General features: G+C 33.8%; 23 protein-coding genes, 1 pseudogene and 1 other annotated feature. Of the genes and pseudogenes, 23 read left to right on the plus strand and 1 reads right to left on the minus strand.

Features of this window, described 5'->3' with window-relative positions:
* The first annotated feature begins 40 nt into the window (after nt 1-40).
* Nucleotides 41-250 (plus strand) — a binding site (T-box leader).
* 240 nt (nt 251-490) lie between these two features.
* The 19 genes and pseudogenes from C7954_RS00870 (at nt 491) to C7954_RS00955 (ending at nt 19,022) form a co-directional block, all read left to right on the plus strand.
* Nucleotides 491-1,702, plus strand: a complete 1,212-nt coding sequence (locus tag C7954_RS00870; RefSeq protein WP_073156580.1) for an argininosuccinate synthase — start codon at nt 491-493, stop codon at nt 1,700-1,702.
* A gap of 3 nt (nt 1,703-1,705) precedes the next feature.
* Nucleotides 1,706-3,112, plus strand: coding sequence for an argininosuccinate lyase (gene argH, locus C7954_RS00875; protein WP_073156577.1), 1,407 nt, complete (start codon nt 1,706-1,708; stop codon nt 3,110-3,112).
* Between the two features lie 149 nt (nt 3,113-3,261).
* Complete coding sequence (locus C7954_RS00880) at nt 3,262-4,527, plus strand: M48 family metallopeptidase (protein ID WP_166667661.1); 1,266 nt, start codon at nt 3,262-3,264, stop codon at nt 4,525-4,527.
* Between the two features lie 48 nt (nt 4,528-4,575).
* The gene (locus tag C7954_RS13985) at nt 4,576-4,710 is read left to right on the plus strand and encodes a hypothetical protein (RefSeq protein ID WP_256208219.1); all 135 of its coding nucleotides are present in this window, start codon (nt 4,576-4,578) and stop codon (nt 4,708-4,710) included.
* Between the two features lie 76 nt (nt 4,711-4,786).
* A complete protein-coding gene (locus C7954_RS00885; protein WP_089656191.1) occupies nt 4,787-5,629 on the plus strand; it encodes a PfkB family carbohydrate kinase in 843 nt (280 codons plus the stop codon).
* A gap of 33 nt (nt 5,630-5,662) precedes the next feature.
* A complete protein-coding gene (locus tag C7954_RS00890; protein ID WP_089656190.1) occupies nt 5,663-6,718 on the plus strand; it encodes an HD-GYP domain-containing protein in 1,056 nt (351 codons plus the stop codon).
* Nucleotides 6,719-7,078: 360 nt separating this feature from the next.
* Nucleotides 7,079-8,056, plus strand: a complete 978-nt coding sequence (locus C7954_RS00895) for a type I phosphomannose isomerase catalytic subunit (protein WP_089656189.1) — start codon at nt 7,079-7,081, stop codon at nt 8,054-8,056.
* A gap of 22 nt (nt 8,057-8,078) precedes the next feature.
* Nucleotides 8,079-8,762, plus strand: a complete 684-nt coding sequence (locus C7954_RS00900; protein ID WP_243833627.1) for a DUF2238 domain-containing protein — start codon at nt 8,079-8,081, stop codon at nt 8,760-8,762.
* A 28-nt stretch (nt 8,763-8,790) separates the two neighbouring features.
* A complete protein-coding gene (locus C7954_RS00905; RefSeq protein ID WP_073156567.1) occupies nt 8,791-9,567 on the plus strand; it encodes an IclR family transcriptional regulator in 777 nt (258 codons plus the stop codon).
* A gap of 79 nt (nt 9,568-9,646) precedes the next feature.
* Nucleotides 9,647-10,693 carry an acyl-CoA dehydratase activase-related protein gene (locus C7954_RS00910; RefSeq protein ID WP_073156565.1) on the plus strand — a complete coding sequence of 349 codons (1,047 nt, stop codon included), beginning with the start codon at nt 9,647-9,649 and terminating at the stop codon, nt 10,691-10,693.
* A 2-nt stretch (nt 10,694-10,695) separates the two neighbouring features.
* Complete coding sequence (locus C7954_RS00915; protein ID WP_134058442.1) at nt 10,696-11,778, plus strand: acyl-CoA dehydratase activase-related protein; 1,083 nt, start codon at nt 10,696-10,698, stop codon at nt 11,776-11,778.
* Nucleotides 11,779-12,744, plus strand: a pseudogene (locus C7954_RS00920) (acyl-CoA dehydratase activase); the annotation flags it as partial.
* Between the two features lie 286 nt (nt 12,745-13,030).
* Nucleotides 13,031-14,425 carry a class II fumarate hydratase gene (gene fumC / locus C7954_RS00925; protein ID WP_089720850.1) on the plus strand — a complete coding sequence of 465 codons (1,395 nt, stop codon included), beginning with the start codon at nt 13,031-13,033 and terminating at the stop codon, nt 14,423-14,425.
* Nucleotides 14,426-14,456: 31 nt separating this feature from the next.
* A complete protein-coding gene (locus C7954_RS00930; protein WP_089720848.1) occupies nt 14,457-15,257 on the plus strand; it encodes an FprA family A-type flavoprotein in 801 nt (266 codons plus the stop codon).
* A 183-nt stretch (nt 15,258-15,440) separates the two neighbouring features.
* Nucleotides 15,441-16,580, plus strand: a complete 1,140-nt coding sequence (locus C7954_RS00935; protein ID WP_073156553.1) for an aminotransferase class V-fold PLP-dependent enzyme — start codon at nt 15,441-15,443, stop codon at nt 16,578-16,580.
* Nucleotides 16,581-16,632: 52 nt separating this feature from the next.
* Nucleotides 16,633-16,926, plus strand: a complete 294-nt coding sequence (locus tag C7954_RS00940) for a putative Se/S carrier protein (RefSeq protein WP_089720845.1) — start codon at nt 16,633-16,635, stop codon at nt 16,924-16,926.
* Nucleotides 16,927-18,375: an NAD(P)/FAD-dependent oxidoreductase gene (locus C7954_RS00945; protein WP_133506028.1), complete on the plus strand. Its 1,449-nt coding sequence runs from the start codon at nt 16,927-16,929 to the stop codon at nt 18,373-18,375.
* Nucleotides 18,376-18,386: 11 nt separating this feature from the next.
* Nucleotides 18,387-18,512 carry a hypothetical protein gene (locus C7954_RS13990; protein ID WP_276330781.1) on the plus strand — a complete coding sequence of 42 codons (126 nt, stop codon included), beginning with the start codon at nt 18,387-18,389 and terminating at the stop codon, nt 18,510-18,512.
* 192 nt (nt 18,513-18,704) lie between these two features.
* A complete protein-coding gene (locus C7954_RS00955) occupies nt 18,705-19,022 on the plus strand; it encodes a cupin domain-containing protein (protein ID WP_073156542.1) in 318 nt (105 codons plus the stop codon).
* A gap of 142 nt (nt 19,023-19,164) precedes the next feature.
* On the opposite strand, the gene C7954_RS00960 is transcribed toward C7954_RS00955, so the two are convergent.
* Nucleotides 19,165-19,980: an aldo/keto reductase gene (locus tag C7954_RS00960; protein ID WP_134058445.1), complete on the minus strand. Its 816-nt coding sequence runs from the start codon at nt 19,978-19,980 to the stop codon at nt 19,165-19,167.
* A gap of 259 nt (nt 19,981-20,239) precedes the next feature.
* Here C7954_RS00960 and argC point away from each other — a divergent pair, with 259 nt between their 5' ends.
* The 4 genes from argC (at nt 20,240) to C7954_RS00980 (ending at nt 25,577) form a co-directional block, all read left to right on the plus strand.
* The gene (argC, locus tag C7954_RS00965) at nt 20,240-21,337 is read left to right on the plus strand and encodes an N-acetyl-gamma-glutamyl-phosphate reductase (protein ID WP_089656037.1); all 1,098 of its coding nucleotides are present in this window, start codon (nt 20,240-20,242) and stop codon (nt 21,335-21,337) included.
* A 39-nt stretch (nt 21,338-21,376) separates the two neighbouring features.
* Nucleotides 21,377-22,246, plus strand: a complete 870-nt coding sequence (gene argB, locus C7954_RS00970; RefSeq protein WP_073156533.1) for an acetylglutamate kinase — start codon at nt 21,377-21,379, stop codon at nt 22,244-22,246.
* Nucleotides 22,247-22,322: 76 nt separating this feature from the next.
* Entirely contained in the window at nt 22,323-23,519 is a 1,197-nt protein-coding gene (locus C7954_RS00975; RefSeq protein WP_073156530.1) for an aspartate aminotransferase family protein, read from the plus strand.
* A 156-nt stretch (nt 23,520-23,675) separates the two neighbouring features.
* The gene (locus tag C7954_RS00980) at nt 23,676-25,577 is read left to right on the plus strand and encodes an SEC-C metal-binding domain-containing protein (protein WP_134058448.1); all 1,902 of its coding nucleotides are present in this window, start codon (nt 23,676-23,678) and stop codon (nt 25,575-25,577) included.
* The last annotated feature ends 139 nt before the right edge of the window (nt 25,578-25,716 follow it).

Genomic DNA, 25,716 nt, shown 5'->3' on the forward strand with positions numbered 1-25,716 from the left:
TAATCTTTCTAATGCTATATAATACTAAAAAATAAACAAAACTAAACCTGTGAACAGAAAAGTAGGAATTTTAGTGGAGTTAGCGAATCGAGGATGGTGAGAGCTCGAGCGAAACTTAATTCTGAAGCGCGTCTGGGAGGCTTTTTTCTGAAATTAATTAGGAAAAAACGTAGAACTGCGTTAAATTAACTGAAAGTGGATAAAATTTTATCAATCAGAGTGGTACCACGGATCTTAACCTGTCTCTATATTATAGAGGTGGGTTTTTGTTATTAGCTAGGAAATTATACCTGATGGTTTGTTGGGGATAACATTTATAGTTTCATAATTTCCGCTATCAACAAAATTTAACCTTACTATATTACAGATTGTCCGAAGGCCATTTTGTTCTTTTTAGCGGTTTTTTGCTAAAATATATATTTTCAAATTATTTAAATTATGTTAACTGATGTTAAAAAAGGGAGTAGAAATCTAAGGAGGAAATTTTAAAATGGCAGAAAAAGAAATTAAGAAGATTTTGTTGGCGTATTCAGGTGGTCTTGATACTTCGGTAGCAATTAAATGGCTGCAGGATAAGTATGATGCAGAAATAATTACTTATACAGCTCATTTAGGACAGCCTCAGGACTGGGATGCAGTAGAAGAAAAAGCTCTGGCAACCGGAGCAAGCAAAGCTTACATTGATGATATTAGAGAAGAGTTTATTACAGAATATGTTTATCCTGCTCTAAAAGTTAATGCGATGTATCAGGAAAAATATCCTTTAGCAACAGCACTTGCTAGACCTTTAATTTCTAAAAGAATGGTTGAAATTGCAAAAAAAGAAGGTGTAGATGCTTTAGCTCATGGCTGTACTGGAAAGGGTAATGATCAGGTTCGCTTTGAGGTGTCTTTTAAAGCTCTGGCTCCAGAAATGGAAATTATTGCACCTTTAAGAGACTGGGAATTTGTTTCTAGAGATGCAGAAATTGAGTATGCAGAAGCAAATAATATTCCTGTTAAGGCAACAAAAGATAGTCCTTATAGTATTGATCAAAATCTCTGGGGAATCAGTATTGAATGCGGAATTTTAGAAGATCCTTGGGCTGAGCCACCTGCAGATGCATATCAGTGGACAAAAGATGTGGATGATACTCCAGATCAGCCTAAATACCTTACAATAGATTTTGAAAAAGGAATCCCAACAGCTATTGATGGAAAAGAGATGGATCCAATTACAATGGTTGAAAAATTAAATGAAATAGGATCTGAATATGGAGTGGGCAGAATTGATATGTTAGAAGATAGATTAGTAGGGATTAAATCTAGGGAAATTTATGAGGCACCAGCCGGAGAAATTTTAATAACTGCTCATAAGGCTTTAGAAGATTTAACCCTTGATCGAGATACTAAAAATTATAAAGCAGCTATGTCAGCCAAATATGCAGAATTAACATATAATGGCCTCTGGTTCTCACCTTTAAGAGATGCCTTAGATGCATTTGTTGATAAATCACAGCAAACTGTAACTGGAACTGTAAAAGTTAAACTGTATAAGGCAAAATGTACTTTAGCAGGTAGAAAATCTGAGTACTCACTATATGATCATGGTCTTGCTACTTATGATGAAAGTGATAATTTTGACCATAAGGCAGCTCCTGGATTTATTAATCTCTGGGCTTTACCTGTGCAGGTAGCAAATCAGAAAAAGAGAGAAGAATAAGTCATGGCAAAGAGCAAATTATGGGGAGGAAGATTTGAAGCCAACACATCGAAATTAATGGATCAGTTTAATGCTTCACTCCCTTTTGATATTAATTTAATGCAGTATGATATAGAAGGCAGCTTAGCTCATGTTAAGATGCTGGGCAGACAGGATATTTTAACTGCCGCTGAAGTCAAAAAGATTATTGAGGGATTAAAATCTGTCAAAAAAGACCTCGAAGCTGAATTAGAAACCGACAGTTTTGACTTTAATGAAGCCGAAGATATTCACAGTCTGGTTGAAGCCAGATTAACTGCTAAAATTGGAGCTGTTGGTGGTAAGCTGCATACAGGCCGCAGTCGTAATGACCAGGTAGCTGTTGATTTGAGATTATATCTTAGAGATCAGACTGAGCAGATTATGGAGCTGATTCTCAGCTTTATGCAGGTTATTTTGGATCTGGCTGAAGAACATATAGAAACTGTGATGCCGGGTTATACTCATCTGCAGCGGGCTCAGGCGTTAACCTTTGGCCATCATCTGCTGGCTTATTACTTTAAATTAAAAAGAGATCATGAGCGTTTTGCAGATGCTCTAAAGCGGATCAATGTTTCACCCTTAGGTTCGGGAGCTCTTGCCGGCAGTTCTTTTGCTTTAGATCGGGATTTTACTGCTAAAGAACTTGGTTTTAGTAGGGCCTGTGAAAATTCTATGGATGGTGTCAGCGATCGAGATTTCGTTTTAGAATTCCTTGCTGTTGCTTCAAACTTAATGCTGCATTTAAGCCGTTTAAGTGAAGAAATAATTTTATGGAACTCTAAAGAATATTCATTTATTGAATTAGCAGACCAGTATACAACAGGCAGTTCAATTATGCCCCAGAAGAAAAACCCTGATTTAGCAGAATTGGTTCGGGGAAAAACCGGCCGAGTTATTGGCAGTTTAAATCAGTTAATGATCACAATCAAGGGTCTACCTCTGGCCTATAATAAAGACCTGCAGGAGGATAAAGAAGGCCTTTTTGATAGTGTTAAGACTGTAAAAGTGATTTTAGAATTATACCCGGAGATGCTGAAAACTATGAAGGTAAAAAAAGCTAAGATGAAAGAGGCAGCTTCTAGCGGTTTCCTTAATGCAACAGAATTAGCTGATTATCTTGCAGCTAATAATATACCTTTCCGCCAAGCACATCAGATTGTTGGAGAAGCAGTTTTATTTGCCTCTAAAAAAGAAAAAGAACTTGATCAACTGCAGCAGTCAGACTGGGATCAAATCTTAGGCGAATATTTAGATGTTGAGGCTGAAGAACTGAAAGCAAAACTATCAGTTGAAGCAGCCGTTAACTCCCATTCTACAAAAGGTGGCCCGGCATTTAAGGAAAGCAAAAATATTATTGAAAAAGAAAAAGAATTTTTAGCAGTTCAATAACTAAAAATAATAAATAATAAATAGAAAATAATAAATTAAATAGCAGCCCCTTTTTTAGTTGATAATAATTCTAAATTAGGGGTTTTATTTTTATCGAAAAAGTATTACAATAAATATATAGCAAAATACTAAAGATTGGAGGAATAAATTTGGATAAAAATAATTTTGTTTCAAGAAACATATTTTCAATAACTATTATCTTAATTTTGCTTTTAGTTATAAGTTCTGCTTCAGGTTTAGCTTTTTCTGATTATGAAAAAAATGTTGCAGAACAATTGTATAATGACTTAGATCAGAAATATGTAATTACAGAGTTTAAGCCCGAAACAACTGAATATCAAACCCTTAAGAGACTGGAAGCTAATATTATAAATAAAAAATTCAGAAATGAAAAATTCAAACTTCATCATATTGATGATAAGCTGATTAATGCTTATTATATTGGCAATGGTAATATTATGATATTTGAGGGACTGCTGCAGCAATTAAAGACAGAGGATCAGTTAGCTGCGTTAATTGCTCATGAAATGGGACATGCAGTTAAAGAACATTTAACAGAAGATCTGCAGAGAAATATGAGTCTTTCAATTTTAAACTTATTATTTAATCATTTTACAGAAAATGAATATCAGACGATGACTAATATTGCTCAAAATTTAATTGCAAATGGTTATTCCCGCGAGCAGGAGCAGGAGTCTGATATTTATGCAGTCGATTTAATGATGAGAAGCATCTATGATCCAGAAGGATTAATTGAATTAATGAAAATATTTAAGGAAAATAGTCATAATCTTAAATTATTAGAATTTACCCAAACTCATCCGATACCAGAGAGCAGGATTAAATATCTGAATGAATATATAGCGAAAAAGAAAAGTCAAGAAACTGCCGAAAATGTAGAAGATTCAGGAGCTAATTCAAAAACTGAACTTAGTCAGAATAAGCCCGCTGAAAATGCTGGGACTGAAAGAAAAGCTGTTAATTTAAACCAGAATTTTCAAGGAAAGAAAATTAAATTTTCTTATCCTAAAAGCTGGACCTTGAAAAAAGTTGATGCTGTTAAAAAAGAGGTTAAACTAAAATATCAAATTGAAGCTGCAGAGCTGCAGGGAGGATTTGTGCTGGAGGATTTAAGCCAGAAATCTTTTATGGAGACAGCCAGGAAACAATTTATATATGCATCGATTGCAGCAGAAGAAGCAGGAGCTGAAGTTAAAAAGAATACTATCGAAGACAATAGACTTGATATCTATCAATTAGAAGTTATTGAAGATGATCAGCTCAGGCTTGAATATTTTATCAGCCAGAAAAATGAGCAGCAGCTGCTTCATTTTACTTTTGAACTAAATAATAAAAATCAAGCTGAGACTAGAAATTTAATTAGAAAGCTTCTTAAAACGATTAAATTTTTATAAAAACAGATTCAAATAATAGTTAAATAATTGGAGTGAGCACTTTGAAAAATGAAACCAGTTATGCAGGGAGCATTGGTTATGGGAATTCCTGGAATGGTAATTCAATTATTAATAATTCCACCGATTATAAAGAAAATTAAACCTGTTAAAAAGTTTTCAGATTTAAATAGACAGTTAAATTAAGCTTTTATAATTCTTAATTAAGGCTGCAAAAACTTTAACTTAAATTATAAAAAATAAGGTTTTAAGGAGGACTATTATGAATTATGATATATTTGTTGTAGGAGATAATATAGCAGATTATTATCAGGAAGAAAAGAAGATTTATGCAGGGGGAGGAGCCTATAATACAGCCGTTATTGCGAAGAGGTTGGGAGCTAAATCTGCTTATTATGGTGTTTTTGGGACTGATGAAAATGCTAAATTTTTATACAATACCTTAAAAAAAGAAGGTGTTGCTTATCCAGTCAATGATATTCGCAAAGGCAGAAACGCTGTCGCTATAATCAGCAGAGAAGGAGCAAAAGCATTGGTTGAGGCAGTAGATAAAGGTGTATATAAAAATCTGAGCATCAACAAAAATGTGCTGGAAATAATTAAAAACTCTAAAATTGTGCACAGCAATATTTATGCCTATTTTGAAGATTACCTGCCTAAACTTCATTATAAAACAAGACTATCTTTTGATTTTTCATATCTGAGGAATAAAGAATACATCAAAGATATTATTCCAAAGGTAGACATTGCCTTTTTCTCTGAAAGCAAAGAAGAGGAAGATCCAAATGAATTTTTAAACTGGGTTTCTAAATTAGGGGTTGAAATTGCTGTTTTGACTCAGGGAGCAGATGGAGTTTTAATGAAAGTTGGAGATCAAATAATAGCAAAAGAAGCCCATCCTGCAGATGTCGTTGATACTTTAGGTGTTGGAGATGCATTTATTGCTGCATTTTTGAATAGTTTAATTAAAAATGAACAAAATTACAGATTAGCTTTAGATGAAGGTTTGAAATCTTCAGCAAAATACTGTAAAGTTAAAGGAGGGCTTGGCATTTTTCAAAAAAGAGATAAAGCGCCTAAAATATATAATAATGTACACAGTTAATTTTTAAAATTAGTTGAGGAAAGGGTAGAATATATGCGATTAATTTTAACAAAAAATATAAAAGAAGATATGGAATTAGCTAGAGCAATCTATGAAAATGAAAATATATTATTAAATAAAGGTGTAAAAGATTTGTATAAATATAAAGATAAACTACTTGAATTGGGAATTAAGCATCTTTATGTTAAAGATAAATACTCATATGATATTGAAGTTAATGAAACTATAAAATCTAGTACAAGGCGTAAAGGAAAAAAGATTATCAAAAAAACCTTTGATAAAATAAAAAGAGGGTTTTTAGATCTTGATACTAAAGAGTTAAAAGATGTTGTTCAAAATATAACAGATGATTTAATTTTTAATGAAGATGTGTTATTAAATTTAGTCAGTTTAAAAAGTACAAGTGATTACACTTATGAGCATTCTGTTAATGTTAGTGTAATTTGTATTGCTTTAGGAAAGATGCTTGGTTATAACAAAGATGAGCTATTTAAACTGGGTATGGGTGCAATGCTGCATGACATAGGTAAAACTTTAATCCCTGAAGAAATTATTAATAAACCGGGCAGCTTAACTGAATATGAATATGAGATAATTAAAAATCATCCCCAATTGGGTTTTAATTATTTACAGAAAATTAATTCTATTAGTTCACTCTCCAGGATTATTGTCTATTCTCACCATGAGCGGATTGATGGTTCAGGATATCCGCGTGGGCTTAAAGGAAGTAGAATTCACGAATTTGCCAGATTAGCAGCTATTGCTGATGTTTTTGATGCGTTGACCAGTGATAGGGTGTATAGAGATAAATGGCCGACATATAAAGCAGCAGAATATATTACAGCTAGTTCTGAAAAACTATTTGATTACCATCTAGTTAAAAAAATTCTGCCCAAAGTTTCATTTTATCCTAATGGAACAGAGGTTATTTTAAGTATTGGTTATCGAGGAATCGTAAAAAAACAAAATATTGGTTTTCCTACCAGGCCTGTAATTAAGTTGATTGAAGATGATGATGGCGAAGAGATCAATAGTACACTAGACCTTTTAAAGTATTTAAATATAACAATAACTAAAGTAATAACTTAATTAGGTGTTTAATGTCTTAAATGGTTAAAATTCACAAAATAATATTTGATTATTAAGCTGTTCTTACTTAATATAAGGAAGAATAGCTTTTCTAAGGTTTGTCTGGCATAAATATTTGCTAAAGGGAAATAACCAATTATTTTCTTCCTGCTCGATAACAACACTATAATTAAGATTTTTAAAGGGATATTATCTTTAATATAGAATATTAATAGCAGGTAGAAAAATAATAAAAATTTGTGAGTATAGACATTTATAGGGGCATTTATTATGCTCGAGAAGATTACTTTTGCATTGAATATTGATATAGGAACAATTAGGTTTAACGTAAAAAAATACAGAGATTGCAGGAGGAAAATAATGTTTTATCCATTAAAATTTGATCATAAATATATAGAAAAAATTTGGGGAGGAAGAAAATTAGAAAATTATCGAGAAGAACTTCCTCAGGGAAAAATTGGTGAAAGTTGGGATATATCTGCTCAAGATTCTGAAATGAGTATTGCTGTAAATGGTAAACTGGCAGGCAAAAGTTTAAAAGAATTAACAGAGATGTATCCTCAACAAATTCTCGGAAAAGCTATTGAAGCTGAAGAATTTCCATTATTACTTAAAATTATAGATGCTCGATCACAGCTTTCAATCCAGGTCCATCCAGATGATGAATATGCAAAAAAATATCCAGGTGAATCAGGCAAAACTGAAGCCTGGTATGTGATAGATGCAGATGCAGATTCTTATTTGATTATTGGAACTGAGGATTGTACAGAGAGTGAGTTTAAAAAAGCTGTTCAAAATGATCAAATTAATCAGTATGTCCACAAAGTAAAAGTAAAAAAGGGAGATATCTTTTTTATTAAGGCCGGATTGCTTCACGCTATTGGAGCAGGAATAATGCTGGCAGAAGTACAGCAGAGTAGTGATACAACTTATCGGGTCTATGATTATGGTCGGGACAGAGAGCTTCATTTATCTAAGGCTTTGGATGTTATTGACTTCCAGCTGCAGTCTGATAAAAGAAAGGGCCTTCAGGTTTGTGGTGAAGATTATGATTACAGCTATTACTGTTTGAATGATAAATTTGCTGTTGATATTATAAAGATTAAGAATAAGTTTGAAGCCGAGGGTGAAGAAGACCGCTTTTATATTTTAACTGCTGTTGCAGGTCAGGGCAAAATAAGCTGGGATAGTGAAGAATTAGAGTTAAAGGAAACAGAAAGTGTTTTAATTCCTGCTTATTGTGAGAGTTTTAAAATTGAAGGTGATTTAAAATTAATGAAAAGTTATGTTCCTAATTTAGAAAAGATCAGAAAAGATATTTTAGCAGTTGTTGAATAATATTAGCAGTTGAAATATATATTTGAATTTTAAGAAAAATAATGTATATAATGGGAAAGGATTTTTTATGGATCAAGAAAAGATACAGCTTTATATAACAAGATTTTTTCTATTTTTACTGCTGGCTGCAGTTATCGGTAATTTTATAGCCCAAAATTGGCTTAACTTATTTACATCGATATTAGCAATAATTTTGATCTATTTACCAGCTTATTTAACAGATAAAAATTATCTCCACATTCCCAATGGACTGCAGTTTTTTATTATAGTCTTTATCTTTGGCTCAATGTATTTAGGTGAGCAGAGAGAGTTTTATTACCGTTTTTGGTGGTGGGACAGCATGCTGCATTTGATCTATGGAATGGGTATGGGTTTTATTGGTTTTGTAATGGTCTATGTGCTTAATAAAAATGAGAATATTGATGTGGGTTTAAGTCCAATATTTGTTGCGGTTTTTGCCTTTTCTTTTGCAGTAACAATCGGAGTCTTCTGGGAAATATTTGAGTTTTGGATGGATAATATTTTTGGACTTAATATGCAGAAGTCAGGTTTGATAGATACCATGTTTGATTTAATGGAAGACTGTGTTGGCGCTTTTATCACCTCAATAATCGGTTATTTTTATATAAAGAATAAAAAACCTTCACGCTTTCAAAGATACTTAAGTGAGGTATTAGAAAAAAATAGAAAGTTTTTAAAAAAATAAAATTTATAATATGAGGTAGGAATTTATAATGGACTCTAAAAAACCAAATCAGCTAATTAAATCTTTAGATAGAGCTTTAAATATACTTGAAGTAATTGTTGAAAGTGAAAATGGAATGGGTGTTACAGAAATAAGCAGAGAATTAGATGTTCATAAAAGTACTGTTTATCGTCTGCTTGATACACTAAAATACCGGGGTTATTTGGAAAAAAACAAAGATAACCATAAATATCTTGCCGGAATAAAGTTATTCGAACTCAGTTCAAAAGTAATAAATGAGATTGACAGCAGAATGCGGGTTCGACCATATTTAGAGGAGTTAATGGAAAAAACAAAAGAAACAGTTCATTTAGGTATCTTAGATGACGGCGAAATAATTTATCTTGATAAAGTTGAAAGTACAGCCACTATCCGGATGTATTCTCAGGTTGGTAAACGTGCTCCTGTTCATTCTACCAGTCTTGGTAAAACAATTTTAGCTCAACTTTCAGAGTCTGAGGTTTGCAAAATATTAGAAGAAAAAGGAATGGTAGCTAAAACCAAAAATACAATTACTGATGTTGATAAGTTTTTAGAACATTTAAAAGAGGTAAAAAAACAGGGTTATGCAGTCGATAATGAAGAACAGGAAAAAGATATTCGCTGTATTGCGGGGCCAATTTTTAATCATCGAGGTGAAGTGGTTGCCGCTTTTAGTATTTCTGCTCCAATCAGCAGGATGAATCAAAAAAGAATGGGAAAATTAGCTGAGTTGGTAGTTCAATATTCTGAAAAAATGTCAAGGTCACTTGGCTACAGCGGCTAATTTTTTGCAATTTTATTAATTATACTATAAAATATTTATAAATTAGTAATAAATATAAAAGTTGTGGAGGCACTGATATATGAGAAAAAAGAGTATAGGCATTCCAAGGGCCCTGCTGTATTATTATTATTTTCCTTTTTGGCTTAAACTTTTCTCAGAACTTAATTTGAAAACAGTAATTTCTGATAATACCTCCCGTGATCTGCTTGATCAGGGAGTTAAAAAATCATTATCCGAGATTTGTGTACCAATTAAAGTTATAATTGGTCATATCTTAAATTTAGATCAAAAAGATGTTGATTATATTTTTCTTCCACGTTTTCGTTCGCTGAGAAAAAATGTTGTTTTATGTCCTAAATTTTTAGGACTGCCGGATATGGTCAGCCATTCTCTACCTTCACTTAAGGCAGAAATAATTGCTGATCAGATAGATGCCAAAAGTGATGATATTGCTCAGTATTTTAATCATCAAAAATTAGCAAAAACATTTAATATTCCTAAAAGAGAAATGAAAAAGGCTTTAAATAAAGCATCTTCTTTTTGGCAGCGATACCGCAATTTGCTTTTTGAGGGGTATTTAATTGATGATTTTTCTAATATAGAAGAAATTGAAATATTGGAAAAATTGATTTCTAAATTTGAAAACAGCTCAAAGCCGCCTTCCAGTAAAAAGGAAGAATTAAAAATTGCTGAAAAAGGAGAGGTTTTAGATATTGCTTTAATCGGTTATGTTTATAATGTCTTTGATCAATACATAAATATGGATATTATTAACAAACTCAAAGAAATGGGAGTTAGGGTTCATACATTTTCAATGGCAGCTGAAGAAATAGTAGAGAAAGAGCTGTCAAAGTTGAGAAAACCTATGTTTTGGGAGTTTACAAATAAACTATACGGAGCAGCTGAGCATTACTTAAAAAATGATAAAATTGATGGTCTAATTCATCTGACTGCCTTTGGCTGTGGTCCTGATTCTATGCTGGGTCAAATTTTAGAAGTTGATGCCAAAGAATATGAAAAAACATTTATGACATTAAGGATTGATGAACAAACAGGTGAAAGCCATATTATGACTAGAATTGAAGCCTTTATAGATTTGCTCAGATTAAAAAAGGAGAAAAAATAAAAATGAGACTATCCTTTCCTTATATGGGACCAACAATAGTATATAAAAAACTTTTTGAATTATTAGGTCATGATGTTGTTATGCCGCCAAGGCCCAACAAAGAAATTATTGATTTAGGAGTTAAATATAGCCCAGAATTTGCCTGTTTTCCGTTTAAAGTGATAACAGGTATTTATTTAAAATTGATGGAAGAAAATGTTGAGACTCTAGTAACTAGTGGTGGTCACGGCCCCTGTCGAGCTGGCTATTATGGTGAAGTACATAAAAAAATACTGAAAGATTTAGGTTATGAGGTAGAGATAATAGTTATTGATTCACCTCATGATGATTATAAATATTTTTATGATGTTATAAAAAAACTAAAGGGTGATAGTTCCTGGCTTAAAGTGGCCCAGGTTATTAAGACTATCTATGAAATGACAAAGGCTATGGATGAAATTGAAAAAAAGGTTGAAACTCTAAGAGCCTATAATGACAATGGGATTATTAATCAAATTTGGATGGAAGCTCAAACAGATTTTTATCAAATCAAGTCTATCAACGAAATAAAAAGAATTAAGAATAAATACTTAAATAAACTGCTTCAGTATAAGGAGTCAATACCTGAGGTAGACCAGCGGTATAAAATTGGAATCATTGGCGAGATTTATGTTGTTTTAGAGCAGTCGATAAATAATCAAATTGAAGAAAAAGTTAATTATTTTGGTTTTGAAGTTGAGCGCTCACAATATTTAGCAGATTGGATTAGAGAAAATGCTTTTCCCTTTATAGGCAGAGATTTAGAAGAAATTAAAGTTAAGGGAGAAGAATTTATAGAAATTGAAATAGGTGGTCATGCTCAAGCTAATATTGGACATGCGATAGATTTTAAAGAAAAAGGTTTTGATGGGATTATTCATCTTAAACCATTTGGCTGTTTACCAGAATTGGTATCCCAGAGTGTTATGGATGATTTATCCGAAAAATATGAAATTCCTGTTTTAACTATTTCTATAGATGAGCAGACAGCTGACGCGAATGTCTTAACCAGAGTTGAAGCATTTTTGGATATGATCAAAGAGAAAGATTTAAGGGAGGTTATGTAGATGAAAAATCTATATTTGGGTGTAGATATTGGCTCAGTCAGTATCAATATTATTGCAATTGATGAAGAAAATAAACTGCAGTTTAAACTCTATACCCGTAACTCAGGTAATCCTATTGAACTAGTTAAAAAAGGATTGGTCAAATTTAAAAATGAGATGAATCCAAAAGATTATAAAATTAAAGGGGTTGGGGTGACCGGTAGTGGTAGACAGCTGATTGGCTATGTTTTGGGTGCAGATACTGTTAAGAACGAAATTACGGCTCACGCTAGAGCTTCTACTTACTATCATCCTGAAGCAGGCACTATTTTTGAAATTGGCGGCCAGGACTCTAAATTAATTATAGTAGAAGATGGGATTGCAGTTGATTTCGCAATGAATACTGTTTGTGCAGCCGGAACAGGCTCTTTTCTTGATCATCAGGCAGAAAGATTGGGAATTCCAATTGAAGATTTTGGTGGATTAGCTTTAGAAGCCGAAAGAGATGTCCGGATTGCCGGACGCTGTACTGTTTTTGCTGAATCTGATATGATTTCTAAACAGCAGTATGGATTTACTAAAGCCGAGATTATTAAAGGTTTATCAGAGGCCCTGGTTAGAAATTATATGAACAACCTGGTCCGGAATCGTGTTTTAGAGGGTGAATACATTTTTCAGGGTGGTGTAGCTGCAAATATCGGCATTAAGGCTGCTTTTGAGGAAGAGATTGATTCTGAAGTTATTGTGCCCAAACATCACGAGGTGATGGGAGCAATAGGAATTGCGATGCTGGCTAAGCGGGATATAAAAAGGAATAATCAGGAAAGTAGTTTTAGAGGTTTTGATCTGACAGAAGAAGAGTTTGAGACTAACAGCTTTGAATGCGGAGACTGTGCAAATAACTGTGAGGTTATTAAAGTAGTTGCAGATGGAAGAGTAATTGCAGTTACCGGGGACCGCTGTGGTAAATGGGCGGCTTCGTTGATTACTGACAGTTCGACAGCTGCAGCGCTAAGCTTTAATAAAAAAGCTGATCAAAAACCAGAATTAGCTGAGAGTGATATTAATAAGTCTGAAGATATAGAAGTTGAACTTTATAAGGTTGACCTTGAAAAAGAAAAAAAGGTAATGCAAGAATTAAAAGAATTAGAAGAACTTGAGGAAGAAAAGCTGGATGAATCAGATAAAGATGAAAAAGAAGATAATGTTTATGTTTAATAATATGATTAGATTAGATGATTTAAATAAATCAACTGCAGAAAAGAGGTTTTAGATGAACTATCGTATTGAAAAAGATAGCTTAGGTGAGGTCAAGGTTCCGGCAGATATGTTGTATGGAGCTCAGACAGCTAGAGCAGTTGAAAATTTTCCTATTGGAGCAGAAAAAATGCCTTTAGAAATAATTAGGGCCTATGGTATTGTTAAAAAAGCAGCTGTACTGGCCAACTATGAGCAGGGCTTAATAAGTATTGAAAAAAAGGATTATATTTCTAAAGCTGCTGGAGAATTAATTTCAGGTGAACTTGACGAGCATTTTCCTATTTCTCTCTGGCAGACAGGTTCTGGAACTCAAACAAATATGAATGTTAATGAAGTTTTGGCTAATAGAATTTCCCAGTTAGCTGGTGTGGAGATGGGGAGTAAAAAACCAGTACATCCTAATGATGATGTTAATATGTCTCAGTCTTCTAATGACACTTTTCCAACGGTGATGGCCCTGGCAGCTGTAATTGAAGTTGAAGACTTTTTGCTGCCGGTATTTGATGATTTAAAAAAAGAATTGGCTAAAAAAGCAGAAAAATATCAGGACCTCGTTAAAGTAGGAAGAACCCATTTAATGGATGCTACACCAATTACTTTGGGCCAGGAATTTTCAGCTTTTAGAGCTCAAATAACTGATATTATTGAAATGCTAAAAGACAGCCTAAAGTATTTAAAAAAATTACCCCTGGGAGGAACAGCTGTTGGCACCGGTTTAAATACAAAAGCGGGCTTTGCAGAAAAAGCGGTTAAATTTATAAATTTAGAAACAAACAGAGGATTTAAAGCAGCTAAAAATAAGTCTGCTGGTATAGCAGCACATGATAGTTTTGTCAACCTGAGTGGAGTCTTAAAAACAGCAGCTTCTTTTTTAATGAAACTGGCAAATGATACCAGATGGCTTGCCTCTGGACCAAGATGTGGAATTGGAGAAATTAGAATTCCTAAAAATGAGCCAGGCAGTTCAATTATGCCGGGCAAAGTTAATCCAACTCAAGCAGAGGCATTGTTCCAGGCGGCAGCACAGGTGATGGCCAATGATACAGCAGTTAACATTGGTGGTGGCAGTGGTAATTTTCAATTGAATGTTGCTAAACCGCTAATTATCTATAATATTCTGCAGTCAATCAGACTTCTTGGTGATTCTACAGCTTCTTATAATAAAAGATGTTTAAGCGGTATTGAGGCCGATCAGCAGCAGATAGCTAAGTATCTAGAAAACTCATTAATGCTGGTTACAGCGTTAAATCCTGTTATTGGTTATGATAAATCAGCTGAAATTGCTCAAAAAGCTTTTAAAGGAAAAATAAGTTTAAAAGAAGCAGCACTTGAACTTGGTTATTTAACTGAAGCAGAATTTGAAAAATATGTTGACCCTAAAAAAATGACTCAAGCAAATATTGATTAAATTTTATAAATTCCCCAAGGAGGAGTTTTAAATGTTTAGAAAGATTAAAGATGATATCTATAGTGTTGGGGTTATTGATTGGCACCGCAAATTATTTGATGAGCTAATTCCTCTACCTGATGGTACAAGTTATAACTCTTATTTTATTCAAGGTCAGGAAAAAAATGCGATAATTGATACTGTTGAGCCCGACTTTGACCAGGACTTTTTAGATAATTTAGAGCAGGCCGGGGTAGAAAAAGTGGATTATATTATCTCTAACCATGCAGAACAGGATCATTCCGGAACAATTCCTGTTTTATTAGAGAAATATCCAGAGGCTGAAGTTTTATGTTCTGCTAAAGCAAAATCAATGCTTTTAGACTTATTAGAGCTTAAAGAAGAACAAATTAGAGTAGTCGAAGATGGTGAGACATTAGAGTTAGGTGGCAAAACCCTTGAATTTATAGATACACCTTGGGTCCACTGGCCGGAAACCATGTCTACTTATCTGCAGGAAGAAAATATTTTATTTCCCTGTGATTTAGCAATTTCACTGGTTGATGCTTCCACTGTAGTCTTTGGTTCGCCAACCGTTTTAACAGGTCCACATCCAGCAGCAGTATATGCAGCCTATGTAGCAAATATCTTAAAACCTAAAACAAGATATGCTTCAATTATTGGTTCATATGGTTGGGCAGGTCGAATGACTGACAAACTGCTTGATTTGATGCCAAATCTTAAAGTAGAGCTTTATGATCCAGTTGTTGCTAAAGGTCATGGTTCTGATGAAGATTATCAAGAAATTGATAGACTTGTAGATGAAATTAAAATAGATTTAGAAAATCTCTAAAGATAAAATATAATAAAATGATCTCCTTTATGACTCCTGTTTAAAAGCAGGAGTTTTTCATTTATGTTCACCTACCGGGTAGGTAAACATAAATGAACATTTTCCTTAAAAAAATAAAGGTTTTTAGTTTTCTAAAAAGAATTAATTATATAAGAAGAAATTTATTAGATGGGGGTTTAATTAATGATATATTTTAATAATGCTGCTACCAGCTGGCCCAAACCAGATATAGTTTATCAGGCAGCCGATGAGTTTTTTCGAAGCTCTGGGATTAATCCTGGACGAAGTGGTACTAGTGGAGAACAAGATGCTGCCCAGATAATTTTTGAAACTAGAGAAAAGATTGCTGATTTTTTTTCTATCAGTAATTCTGCTCAATTGGTATTTAATTCAGGTTCTACAGAATCTTTAAATACGGTCATCAAAGGCGTTTTAGAAAAGGGAGATCATGTAATAACTTCTAAACTGGAACATAATTCTGTGCTTAGACCGCTTGAGCGCTTAAAAACTGAGAAAGAGATAACAGTTGATTATATTGAATTTAATCCTAAAACAGCAGAAATCGAATATCAGAGTTTAAAGAATGCTGTTAAAAATAATACAAAATTAATTATTATTTCTCATGCTTCAAATGTTTTAGGAACAGTCAATAATCTGCAGCGGATTGGAGAAATTGCGGCAGCAGAAGATATATTATTTTTGGTTGATGCAGCTCAAACAGCCGGCGTTATTCCAATAGATGTAGATAAAATGAAAATAGATTTTTTGGCAGTTCCTGGGCATAAATCTCTCTTTGGACCACCAGGTATTGGTGCTCTGTATGTCAGAGATCATGAGCTGATCAGACCTCTAAAAGAAGGGGGAACCGGCACAAATTCTTTAAGTGTTCAGCAGCCAAAAATAATGCCTGATTATCTAGAAGCCGGTACACTTAATACTCCGGGAATTATTGGGCTGGGAGCAGGGATAGAGTTTATTCAAACTGAGGGCTTAAAATTAATTCACCAGCAAGAAATGAGATTACTAAAAAAGTTAATCAATGGTTTGAAAATACTGCCTGAGATAAAGATTTACGGAAAAAAAGATATTGATAATAGAACTGCTGTAACAGCTTTTAATCTGGCAGCTTTAAGTTCTAATCAGCTTGCTTTTAAATTACAGCATGAGTATAATATTCAGCTTCGGGGTGGACTGCACTGTGCACCATTATTACATAAATTTTTAGGGACAGATAATCAGGGAATGCTGCGCCTCAGCCCCGGTTATTTTAACACTGAAGCTGAAGTAGACGAATTTTTAAATATATTAGAGACAATTATTTGATTGGCCATTTGCTCGATAAGGCAGTTAAAGGTGAAAAAGGAGTTAAAATAGAATGGAAATAAACAATGAAGAAAAAGAAAAATTAATTTTGTTTCAGTCAACTCATCATTCAATTAAAGCAAAAAATATATTTTCCAAGCACAAAATTGAATTCAGAATGCAGGCTGTTCCTCCAGTGATTTCAAGTGATTGTGGCTCAGCAATTATGACTAAAATGGAGCTTGATGCTTTAAAAGCATTATTTGATAAAAACAATATTTTGGTTGAAGCTATCTATAGTTTGAGCAGCCAAAGTGAAAAAAAAGAATATAAAAAAATTTATAGTTCAGATTGGGAGGTAGAATAAATGTATGATGTCAGTATTATAGGGGCTGGAGTTGTTGGTTCAGCAATTGCTAGAGAGCTGTCTAAATATAATTTAGATATTGCTCTAATTGAAAAAGAATCTGATGTTTCTACAGGTGCCTCAAAGGCAAATACAGGAATTGTTCACGGAGGTTATGTTGGCAAGGCCGGGACCTTAAAAGGAGAACTATGCATTAAAGGAAATGAGCTTTATCAGGATTTGAACGACAAATTACATTTTGGTTATAAAAAAACTGGTGGAGTTGTACTCGCTTTTGATGATGAAGATGAAAAAACCTTAGAAAAATTATATGAAAATGCTTTAAAAGTTGGTCAGTCAGAAGATGACATTGAAATAATCTATGGTGATCAAATTAAAGAAATTGAACCACATGTTAGTGACGAAGCACAGGCAGCTTTTTATTGTAAAAGTATTGGTGTAACTTCACCATTTGAATTTACTATTGCTCTGGCAGAAAATGCTGTTGATAATGGAGTAGATTTAAAGTTAGAATCAGAGGTTATAAATATTGAAAAGTACAGTGATTATTTTGAAATAGAAACAGTAAAAGAGAAAGTTAAAAGCCGCTATGTAGTAAATGCAGCTGGAATTTATGCTGATAAAATAGCTTCTATGCTTGATGCTGATGATTTTGAAATCTATCCAATGCGGGGAGAATATGTGGTATTTAGTAAAAGTCAGGGTCATTTAGTTAATACCGTAATCTTTCAGGCACCAAATCCTAAAACTAAGGGTGTTGTCACAACTACAACCACCCACGGTAATTTTATGATTGGCCCGAATGCAGAAGAAATAGATAAGAAAAATGATGTCAGCACAACTTTTAAAGAAATCAAATATATTATCGACCAATCTCGAAAATCAATTCCGGATTTTGATACAAATCGAATGCTGAGAACTTTTGCCGGTTTGAGACCTAAAAGTACCAGAGGAGATTTTATTATTGAAGAAAGCAGTGTTAAAGGCTTTATCCAAGCAGCAGGTATCGACTCTCCTGGAATTACATCATCACCTGCTGTCGCCAAAAAAGTAGTGAACATATTGAATGAATCCGGACTTGAGCTGAATCAAAACAAGGATTTTAATCCTTATCGCCTAGGAATAACTGTAAAAAAAGATGAAAATTTTGCTGGTGAGATAGACCATCAAGATCCAGAAAAAAATATTATCTGCCGCTGTGAAACTGTGACTGAAGCTGAAATTTTAGATGCATTAAGCCGTTCAATTCCAATTAAAACAACTGATGCAGTTAAAAGAAGAACAAGAGCTAAAACTGGGGAATGTCAGGCTAATTTCTGCGGCAGCCGCATTAAAAATCTTTTGAGTCGTGAGTTAGATATACCTGTGGAGCAGATAAAAGATAGAGATGAGGATTATGTGCCCGAAAGGCTGGATGTTTTTGAGCTTAAAAAGAAGTTGAATTCATAAATACTCATTTAATGGCTGTCTATTTTTTTGGTTCGATGCAGGGAATTATTGAATATGCTTTAACTGAACCGGAAATGGAGCTTTTAGAGTCTGCACCAGATTTTATTTTAGCCAGAATTAATAATATTTTTATGTAATTTACTCAAACTTCCACTTGCGAAAGGGTTATTTATGTGCGAAGTTTGAGTAAATTAAATTTGTGTGAGCTGTATCACGGCAGTAAGCAAAGTAAAGTGCTATACTGCAACTAGTGAATGAGTAATCATTCATATTAGCTATTTATAATATAGTAATTAAAAATATTTATTAAAATGAAAGGAATGATTTTTGTGGAAATTATTAAATTAAGTGAGTTAGAAGGAAATAAGAATAAGAGAGGTGTTATTGCTAAGGCAGTACTAAAACATGATAATGCTCAGGTTATGAACCTTATTTTATCTGAAGGTGATGTTGTTCCAGCTCATCAGGTACCTGTAGATGTATTTTTCTACATTAAAGAAGGGAAAGGAACTTTAAGAATTGGTGACGAATCAAGTGTAGTTGAAGCAGGAACAATTGTAACCTGTCCTCCAAATACTGAAATGGAATTAAAAGCTGACCAGGGAGAAAAATTTGAAGTCTTAAATGTTAAAACTCCATCGTTATAAATAAAATTGTACTTAAGCACCAGAATTTTTAAAGAGAAGTTGATTTATAAAAATATAACAAGATATTTTGAAAAGAAAAATTCACCCCTAAAAATAGGAAACACAAAAAACCCGGCCCGATTAAAGGCTGGGTTTAATAATTTTAATCAAAATTTGGGTAACCGGGATCAATTAAGCGGTTATTTTGATCCAATAGCTCCATTTCTCGAGCTGCATCAATTGGGAAGTCCCAGTCGAAGATCTCTAAGTTATTTTTAAGATGAGCTTTAGAACTTGCTTTAGGAATAACTGCAATATTTTTCTCAACCAGCCACCTTAAAGCCAGCTGTGCAGGAGATTTATCGTATTTTTCTCCCAGTGATTTTAAGACGCTATTTTCAAATACTTCTCCCTGGGCCAGCGGAGCATAAGCAGTTAGAATAATATCATTTTTGAAAGCAAAGTCTAAAAGTTCTTTTTGATAAAGAGTCGGGTGAAATTCTACCTGATTAACAGTTATTAAATCAGGATAAGCAGCTAAGGCTTTTTTGAGAAGTGGAATAGTAAAATTGCTGACTCCGATATTTTTAGCTTTACCAGCTTCTTTTAATTCTTTCATTGCTTTTAAAGATTCTTCAACCGGAACTTCTGGACTGGGCCAGTGAATTAAAAGCAGGTCAAAATATTTTAGATCAAGTTCATTTAAGAGGCGAGAGGCAGTCTTTTTTAGCTGTCTATATTCTAAATCTTCACTCTGGATTTTAGAAGTAATAAACAAATCTTCACGCCTTACATCAGATTCATTTAATGCTTCAGCAATCGCTCTGTGATTTCCATACATGTCAGCAGTGTCTACCTGTCGGTAGCCCAGCTCGAGAGCTTCTTTTACTACTTGAGTACATTCTTTACCTCGTAAACCTGAGGTCCCTAATCCCAGTGCAGGCATTTTATTTCCATTTTTCAGTTCAAATTTTTTCATTTAAATCACCCTTTCTAATTAATATTTCTCATCAACATTATATAGGATCCAATAAGATGCAGCCATTAATTATTTAACATCAAAAGGCAAATTAATTTTTTTAATCAGTTAAATAGCTTGATTCAAATACTTTAATGCGATAAAATAAGCCAAAGATATCATTTGTTTATAACTTTTATTTTAGTTTAAAAAATTTATTTTAGTTTAAAAAAATAGGAGTTTGAAATAAGACAATTTTGTGAAGTAGAGGAGTGAGCAGATGAAAAAAGTTAGTATAATTGGAGCTACCGGTTATGTTGGGATAGAGCTAATGCGGCTTCTGCATCAGCACTCAGAAGTTAAAATTAAGGATTTGATCTCTAAGAGCAGTGCCGGTCAGAGATTAACTGATTTATACCCACAGTTTAGAGGTTCAGAACTAAATAATTATCAATTAAAGGCGATGGAAGATTTTCAAGCTGAAGCAAGTGATTTAATTTTTACAGCTCTGCCCCATGGAGTTTCGCAGAATATTGTAGGCGAGCTTTCTGGTAAAGGTGCAAAAATAATTGATTTGAGTGGAGATTTTCGCTACCATGATTTAGATATTTATGAAGAATGGTATGGAGTTAAGCATAAACACCCTGAGCTGGCAGCAGAAGCTGCTTATGGGCTGGTGGAATTAAACCGTGAACAGATAAAAAAAGCAGATTTAGTGGCCAATCCTGGCTGTTATGTAACTGCATCACTGCTGGGGATTTTACCAATGCTGAGTTTTTCTAAAGCAGATTTAAGCTCGATAATTATTGATGCTAAATCAGGTGTTAGCGGAGCCGGACGCAGTTTAAAAGAAAATCTGCTGTTTACAGAAACTCATAACAGCATGAAGGCCTACAGCCCTGCTGTTCATAGACATAGCTCGGAGATCGAATATATTGCAAATCAGTTTTTAAAGGGAGAGTATGATTCTGATTTAAAGACTTTTAATCCAGCAGATATTTCAACTGGTGCAGACAGAGCTCAAATTTTATTTACACCTCACTTGGTTCCGATTAAAAGAGGAATTTTAGCAACTATTTATTTTAATTTGAAGGAGTCAAGTTCAGAAGCAGAGATCATAGAACTGTTTCAGCAGGCTTATAATGAAGAAGAATTTGTCCAGGTGCTGGCAGATCAGCTGCCGGAAATTAAAAATGTTGCCGGTTCAAACTTTGCCCAAATTGGTTTTAAATATGATCAGCGTACAGCAAGATTAATTATTGTTTCTGTTATTGATAACATGCTCAAGGGAGCAGCAGGTCAGGCAGTACAGAATATGAATTTGATTTTTGGTTATCCAGAAAACACAGGACTTAAAGCAACAGCTTTATTTCCCTAAATTTAACATTATTTTCTAAGTAGTGAGGAGGAGAGTAAAATAGAGAAATTAATCGAAAAAGCAAATGTTTTAATTGAAGCTTTACCTTATTTTAAAGACTTTTTTGGTAAGACTTTTGTGATCAAATATGGCGGCAGTATTATGGCTGATGCGGAATTGAAAGAAAAATTAATTGAAGATATTACCCTGCTTAAATATGTGGGAATCAATCCTGTGGTTGTCCACGGTGGTGGCCAGGCAATTAATAAAACTCTGGACCGTTTAAATATTGAATCTAATTTTATTGATGGACTCAGAGTTACAGATAAAGATACTATGGAAATTGTCGAAATGGTGCTTTCAGCCCAAATTAATAAAGAAATTGTCGCTTTGATGAATAAAATGCAGGCTAAGGCAGTAGGTATTTCAGGTAAAGATGGCAGTTTAATTAGAGCCAAAAAGAAAGAATTTAGTGACCCGGCAAAAGATTTAGGTTTTGTAGGAGAAGTTGATCAGATCAATCCTGAATTAGTAGAAAAATTGATTGAAGACGGTTATATTCCTGTAATTGCTCCGGTGGGAGTTAATGAAAAAGGGGAAACTTTAAACATTAATGCAGATAGTGTTGCCGGCGAATTAGCAGCAGCTTTAAAAGCAGAAAAGTTAATTTATCTGACAGATGTTGATGGAATCCGTTATGATGCAGCAGATGAGAGCACCAGAGTTTCTCAGCTGACATTCAGTGAAATCAAAGAATGGATTGCAGATGGAAAAATTAAAGGTGGTATGCTGCCCAAGGTTGAAGGCTGTATGCAGGCGGTAGAGAGTGGTGTTATTAGAACTCACATTTTAAATGGACTTGTAGCTCATCCGCTTTTATTAGAGATTTTTACTGATCAGGGAGTAGGAACAATGATTTTAAAAGATTAGTTCAGTTCAGATTGAATTTAGGTTGAAATAATATTCTTAATTAAATATTTTAAGAAAAGAAGGGAGCAGATAAAAGATGGAAATAAATGAAATTGTAGAAATGGATCAAAAACATTTTATGAATGTTTACAGCGGCAGATACCCGCTTTATGTGGAAAAAGCTGAGGGAATAAAAATATACAGTAAAGATGGTAAAGTCTATCGGGATTTTTTAGCTGGGATTGGTGTTAATGCATTAGGTTACAGCAACCAGCGTTTTAAAGATGCTTTAAAAGATCAGATTGATAAAATTATTCACTGTTCAAACCTCTATTACATAGAACCTCAGGCTGAATTGGAGAAAAAGCTCTGTCAAAATTCATGTTTTGACCGTATATTTTTTGCTAACAGCGGTTCAGAGGCAAATGAAGGTGCTTTAAAGCTGGCCCGTAAATATTTTAAGAAAAAAGGGAGTAATAAGTTTGAAACAATAACAGCTGATAATTCTTTTCATGGTAGAACAATGACAACAGTTACCGCAACTGGACAGGATAAGTATAAAGAACCATTTACCCCACTGCCGGAGGGTTTTTATACTGTTCCTTTTAATGATCTGGAAGCATTAAAAGAGGCAGTAACTGACAAAACAGCAGCTATTATGCTGGAGCCAATCCAGGGAGAAGGTGGAATTTACCCAGCAGAACAGAAATATTTAGAAGGAGTGCGCAAGCTCTGTGATCAAAAAGATATTCTTTTAATTTTTGACGAGGTTCAGTGCGGGATGGGCAGAACTGGTGAACTTTTTGCCTATCAAAACTACGGTGTTGAGGCAGATATTATTTCTCTGGCCAAAGCCTTAGGTGGTGGAGTTCCGATTGGTGCTTTTATGGCTAAAGAAGAGGTGGCTTCTGCTTTTGAGCCCGGTGATCATGGTACAACTTTTGGCGGTAATCCGCTGGCCACCAGAGCTGCTTCCGAAGTTATTGATATTATGCTGGAAGCCGGGTTTTTAGAGGCTGTCAGAGAAAAGGGATCCTATCTGAAATCAGAATTAGATAAATTGGTTGCTGAAAATGATAATTTAATCGAGACAAGAGGTAAAGGTTTAATGCTGGCTATAGAGCTCAGTGATGATTTATCAGCAAAGGAAATAACTGATGAGCTTTTCGAAAGAGGTTTTTTAGTTAATGCCGTTAAAGAGCATACCTTACGTTTTTTGCCACCTTTAGTAGTAGAAAAAGAAGATATGGATTTGCTGGTTAAAAATATTAGAGAAATAATTACAGAAAATTAGAGTTAAATTAACTTTAAATAAATTGTTTATTCTGCTATAATTAAAAAGATGAAAATAAATTTAAATAGAAAATGATTGAGCTCCGGAAGCTTTTTAGCTTGATGGAGCTTTATCATTTCATATTTCTAGTTTGATAAAGAAAGGTTGGTTAAAAAGATGAATAAGAGATTGAAAGGTTTAAAAGATATTGTAGCCAAAAGAAGAGATAAAGATACGGTTCGTTCTTACAGTATCGGCAGGAACGAAGCCTGTCCCTGCGGCAGCGGCAAAAAATTTAAAAAATGCTGTGCCCGCAATAATCCGGATAAAAGTATTGAAGAATATTTTGAAGCAGTGCAAGCCGCTGAAGAGGAAAAAGAAGTTTTAAAACTTTTAAAAGAGGCGGTGAAAAACTATCCATTAGAACACAGATTTTTACTGCCGCTAATAGTTTATACACTGCAGAACAATAATTATCAGCAGGCGGGAAAATATCTTAAACATGCCTGGCAGCTGATGGGAACAGAACTAGATGAGGCCTTTATTTCTCCTCTAGTCAATATTATGCTGGAACAGGAGGAAATTGATGAAGCTGAGGCACTTGTCCGGAAAGCATTAGAAGCTAAAGGAGAAAACATTCCGCTTTTAATTGCCTTAGCCGAAGTCTATAAAAAGGGGCAGAACTTTCAGCGTGTTAATGATATTATTGATCGGGCAATGCAGATTGATTCTGATAATTTACAGCTGATTATTTTCCGCCTGGAAACATTAATGGATTTAGATGATGTGGTAAGTGCGCTCAGCCTCTTTAAAAAACATTATGAGCAGTTAAAAGAGTATAAGCAGATGCGGGTAATTTCATTCTTAGATGATTTTATAACAAAAAGATTTAATCTAGCTGAAAATAAAGAACTTGAACAAAAAGAAGCTTTAGCTCAGGCAGCAGAAATTTTCAATGTTTTTCAGCAGCTCGATAACCTCAAAATGAGTTCTGCTGAATCTGAGGGGAGAGAGTTATTAAATGAGATTAAAGATCTACCACCTAAAAATTCTCAGATTGCTCTTGATATCCTGGCCCGCTATTTAGCAGCTGAATTATATGATGATTTCAGGAATTTTGCAGAAGAACTGGAAGCTGATCATTTAAGAAATCCAGACTTTTTAAGACTCTTATTTTTAGCAGATTATCAGCAGGGTAATTTAAATGAAGCTGAAGAAAAAATAAAAACTGCCTTCACCATTGAAAAAAATAGAAAAGATGGACATTTTCATAACTGGCAGGTGGCTTCTGATTATCTAAGATTTTTGGTAGAGTATGGGGAGAAGCAGAAGTTAGCTAAATTTGTTAAAGACTTCGCTGATCTGCTGGGAGAAGATGATAATCTCTTAGCAAGTTTAATGATGTTAGTTGAAAGCGAAGAGGCCAGAAATCACCAAAAGAATCTTTTAGAAAGTCTGCTGGAACTAATCGAGACTGATTTAATAGATCAGATTCAGACAAAAGATATTTACAATAATCGTCTCTTTATTAGTTTATCTGCCCTTGATGGAGAAGAAACAATTTATGATAAGGGAAGAGATATTACAACTCAGGAATTAAGGGATGTTATCGCTGAAGTAGAAGCAGAAGATATTGATAGTCCGGTTTTAAGTTATGCAAAGTTAAGACTTTTGAAATATCAGTCCAATCTTGAAGCTGATCAAAAAGAAAAATTACTGCAGGAAGTTAAAAAAGCAGCTGTAGAAAGTTATTTTGATACTGTTGCTTATTACGAAACAATACTGAGATTTGACGATCCAGCACCTATTTTAACAGAAATTCCTTATGGTAAGTTTTTAGATGATGAGTATTTAGATTTTTATAGGCTGGTAGCAGCTTTAAAATTAAATTATTACGAAATGGGAACTGAGCTTTTTCACCGTCAGCTTTTAAAAGAAAGCAAGCGTAACAAGGTTATGAGTTATCTTGTTAGGCTGCTGCGTTACTTTAAGCAGGATAGCTTAATTGAACACTTCAGAGCAATGGAAGTAGATGAAGTAATAATTAACTATTTAAAGAAGCTTTCTGAAAGAAGATAATTATGATTTTGGAGATTTAGAAAATAATTTAAGAAAATTTTCCTAAAATCCTTGTTATTTAAGTTGATAATTATTATAATATAGCTATAACAGTTGGGACAGAAACTTTTTTAGAGATCTGTACCCGTTATTAAAACTG

Source organism: Halanaerobium congolense (assembly GCF_004366375.1).
Taxonomy (GTDB): Bacteria; Bacillota; Halanaerobiia; order Halanaerobiales; family Halanaerobiaceae; genus Halanaerobium; species Halanaerobium congolense.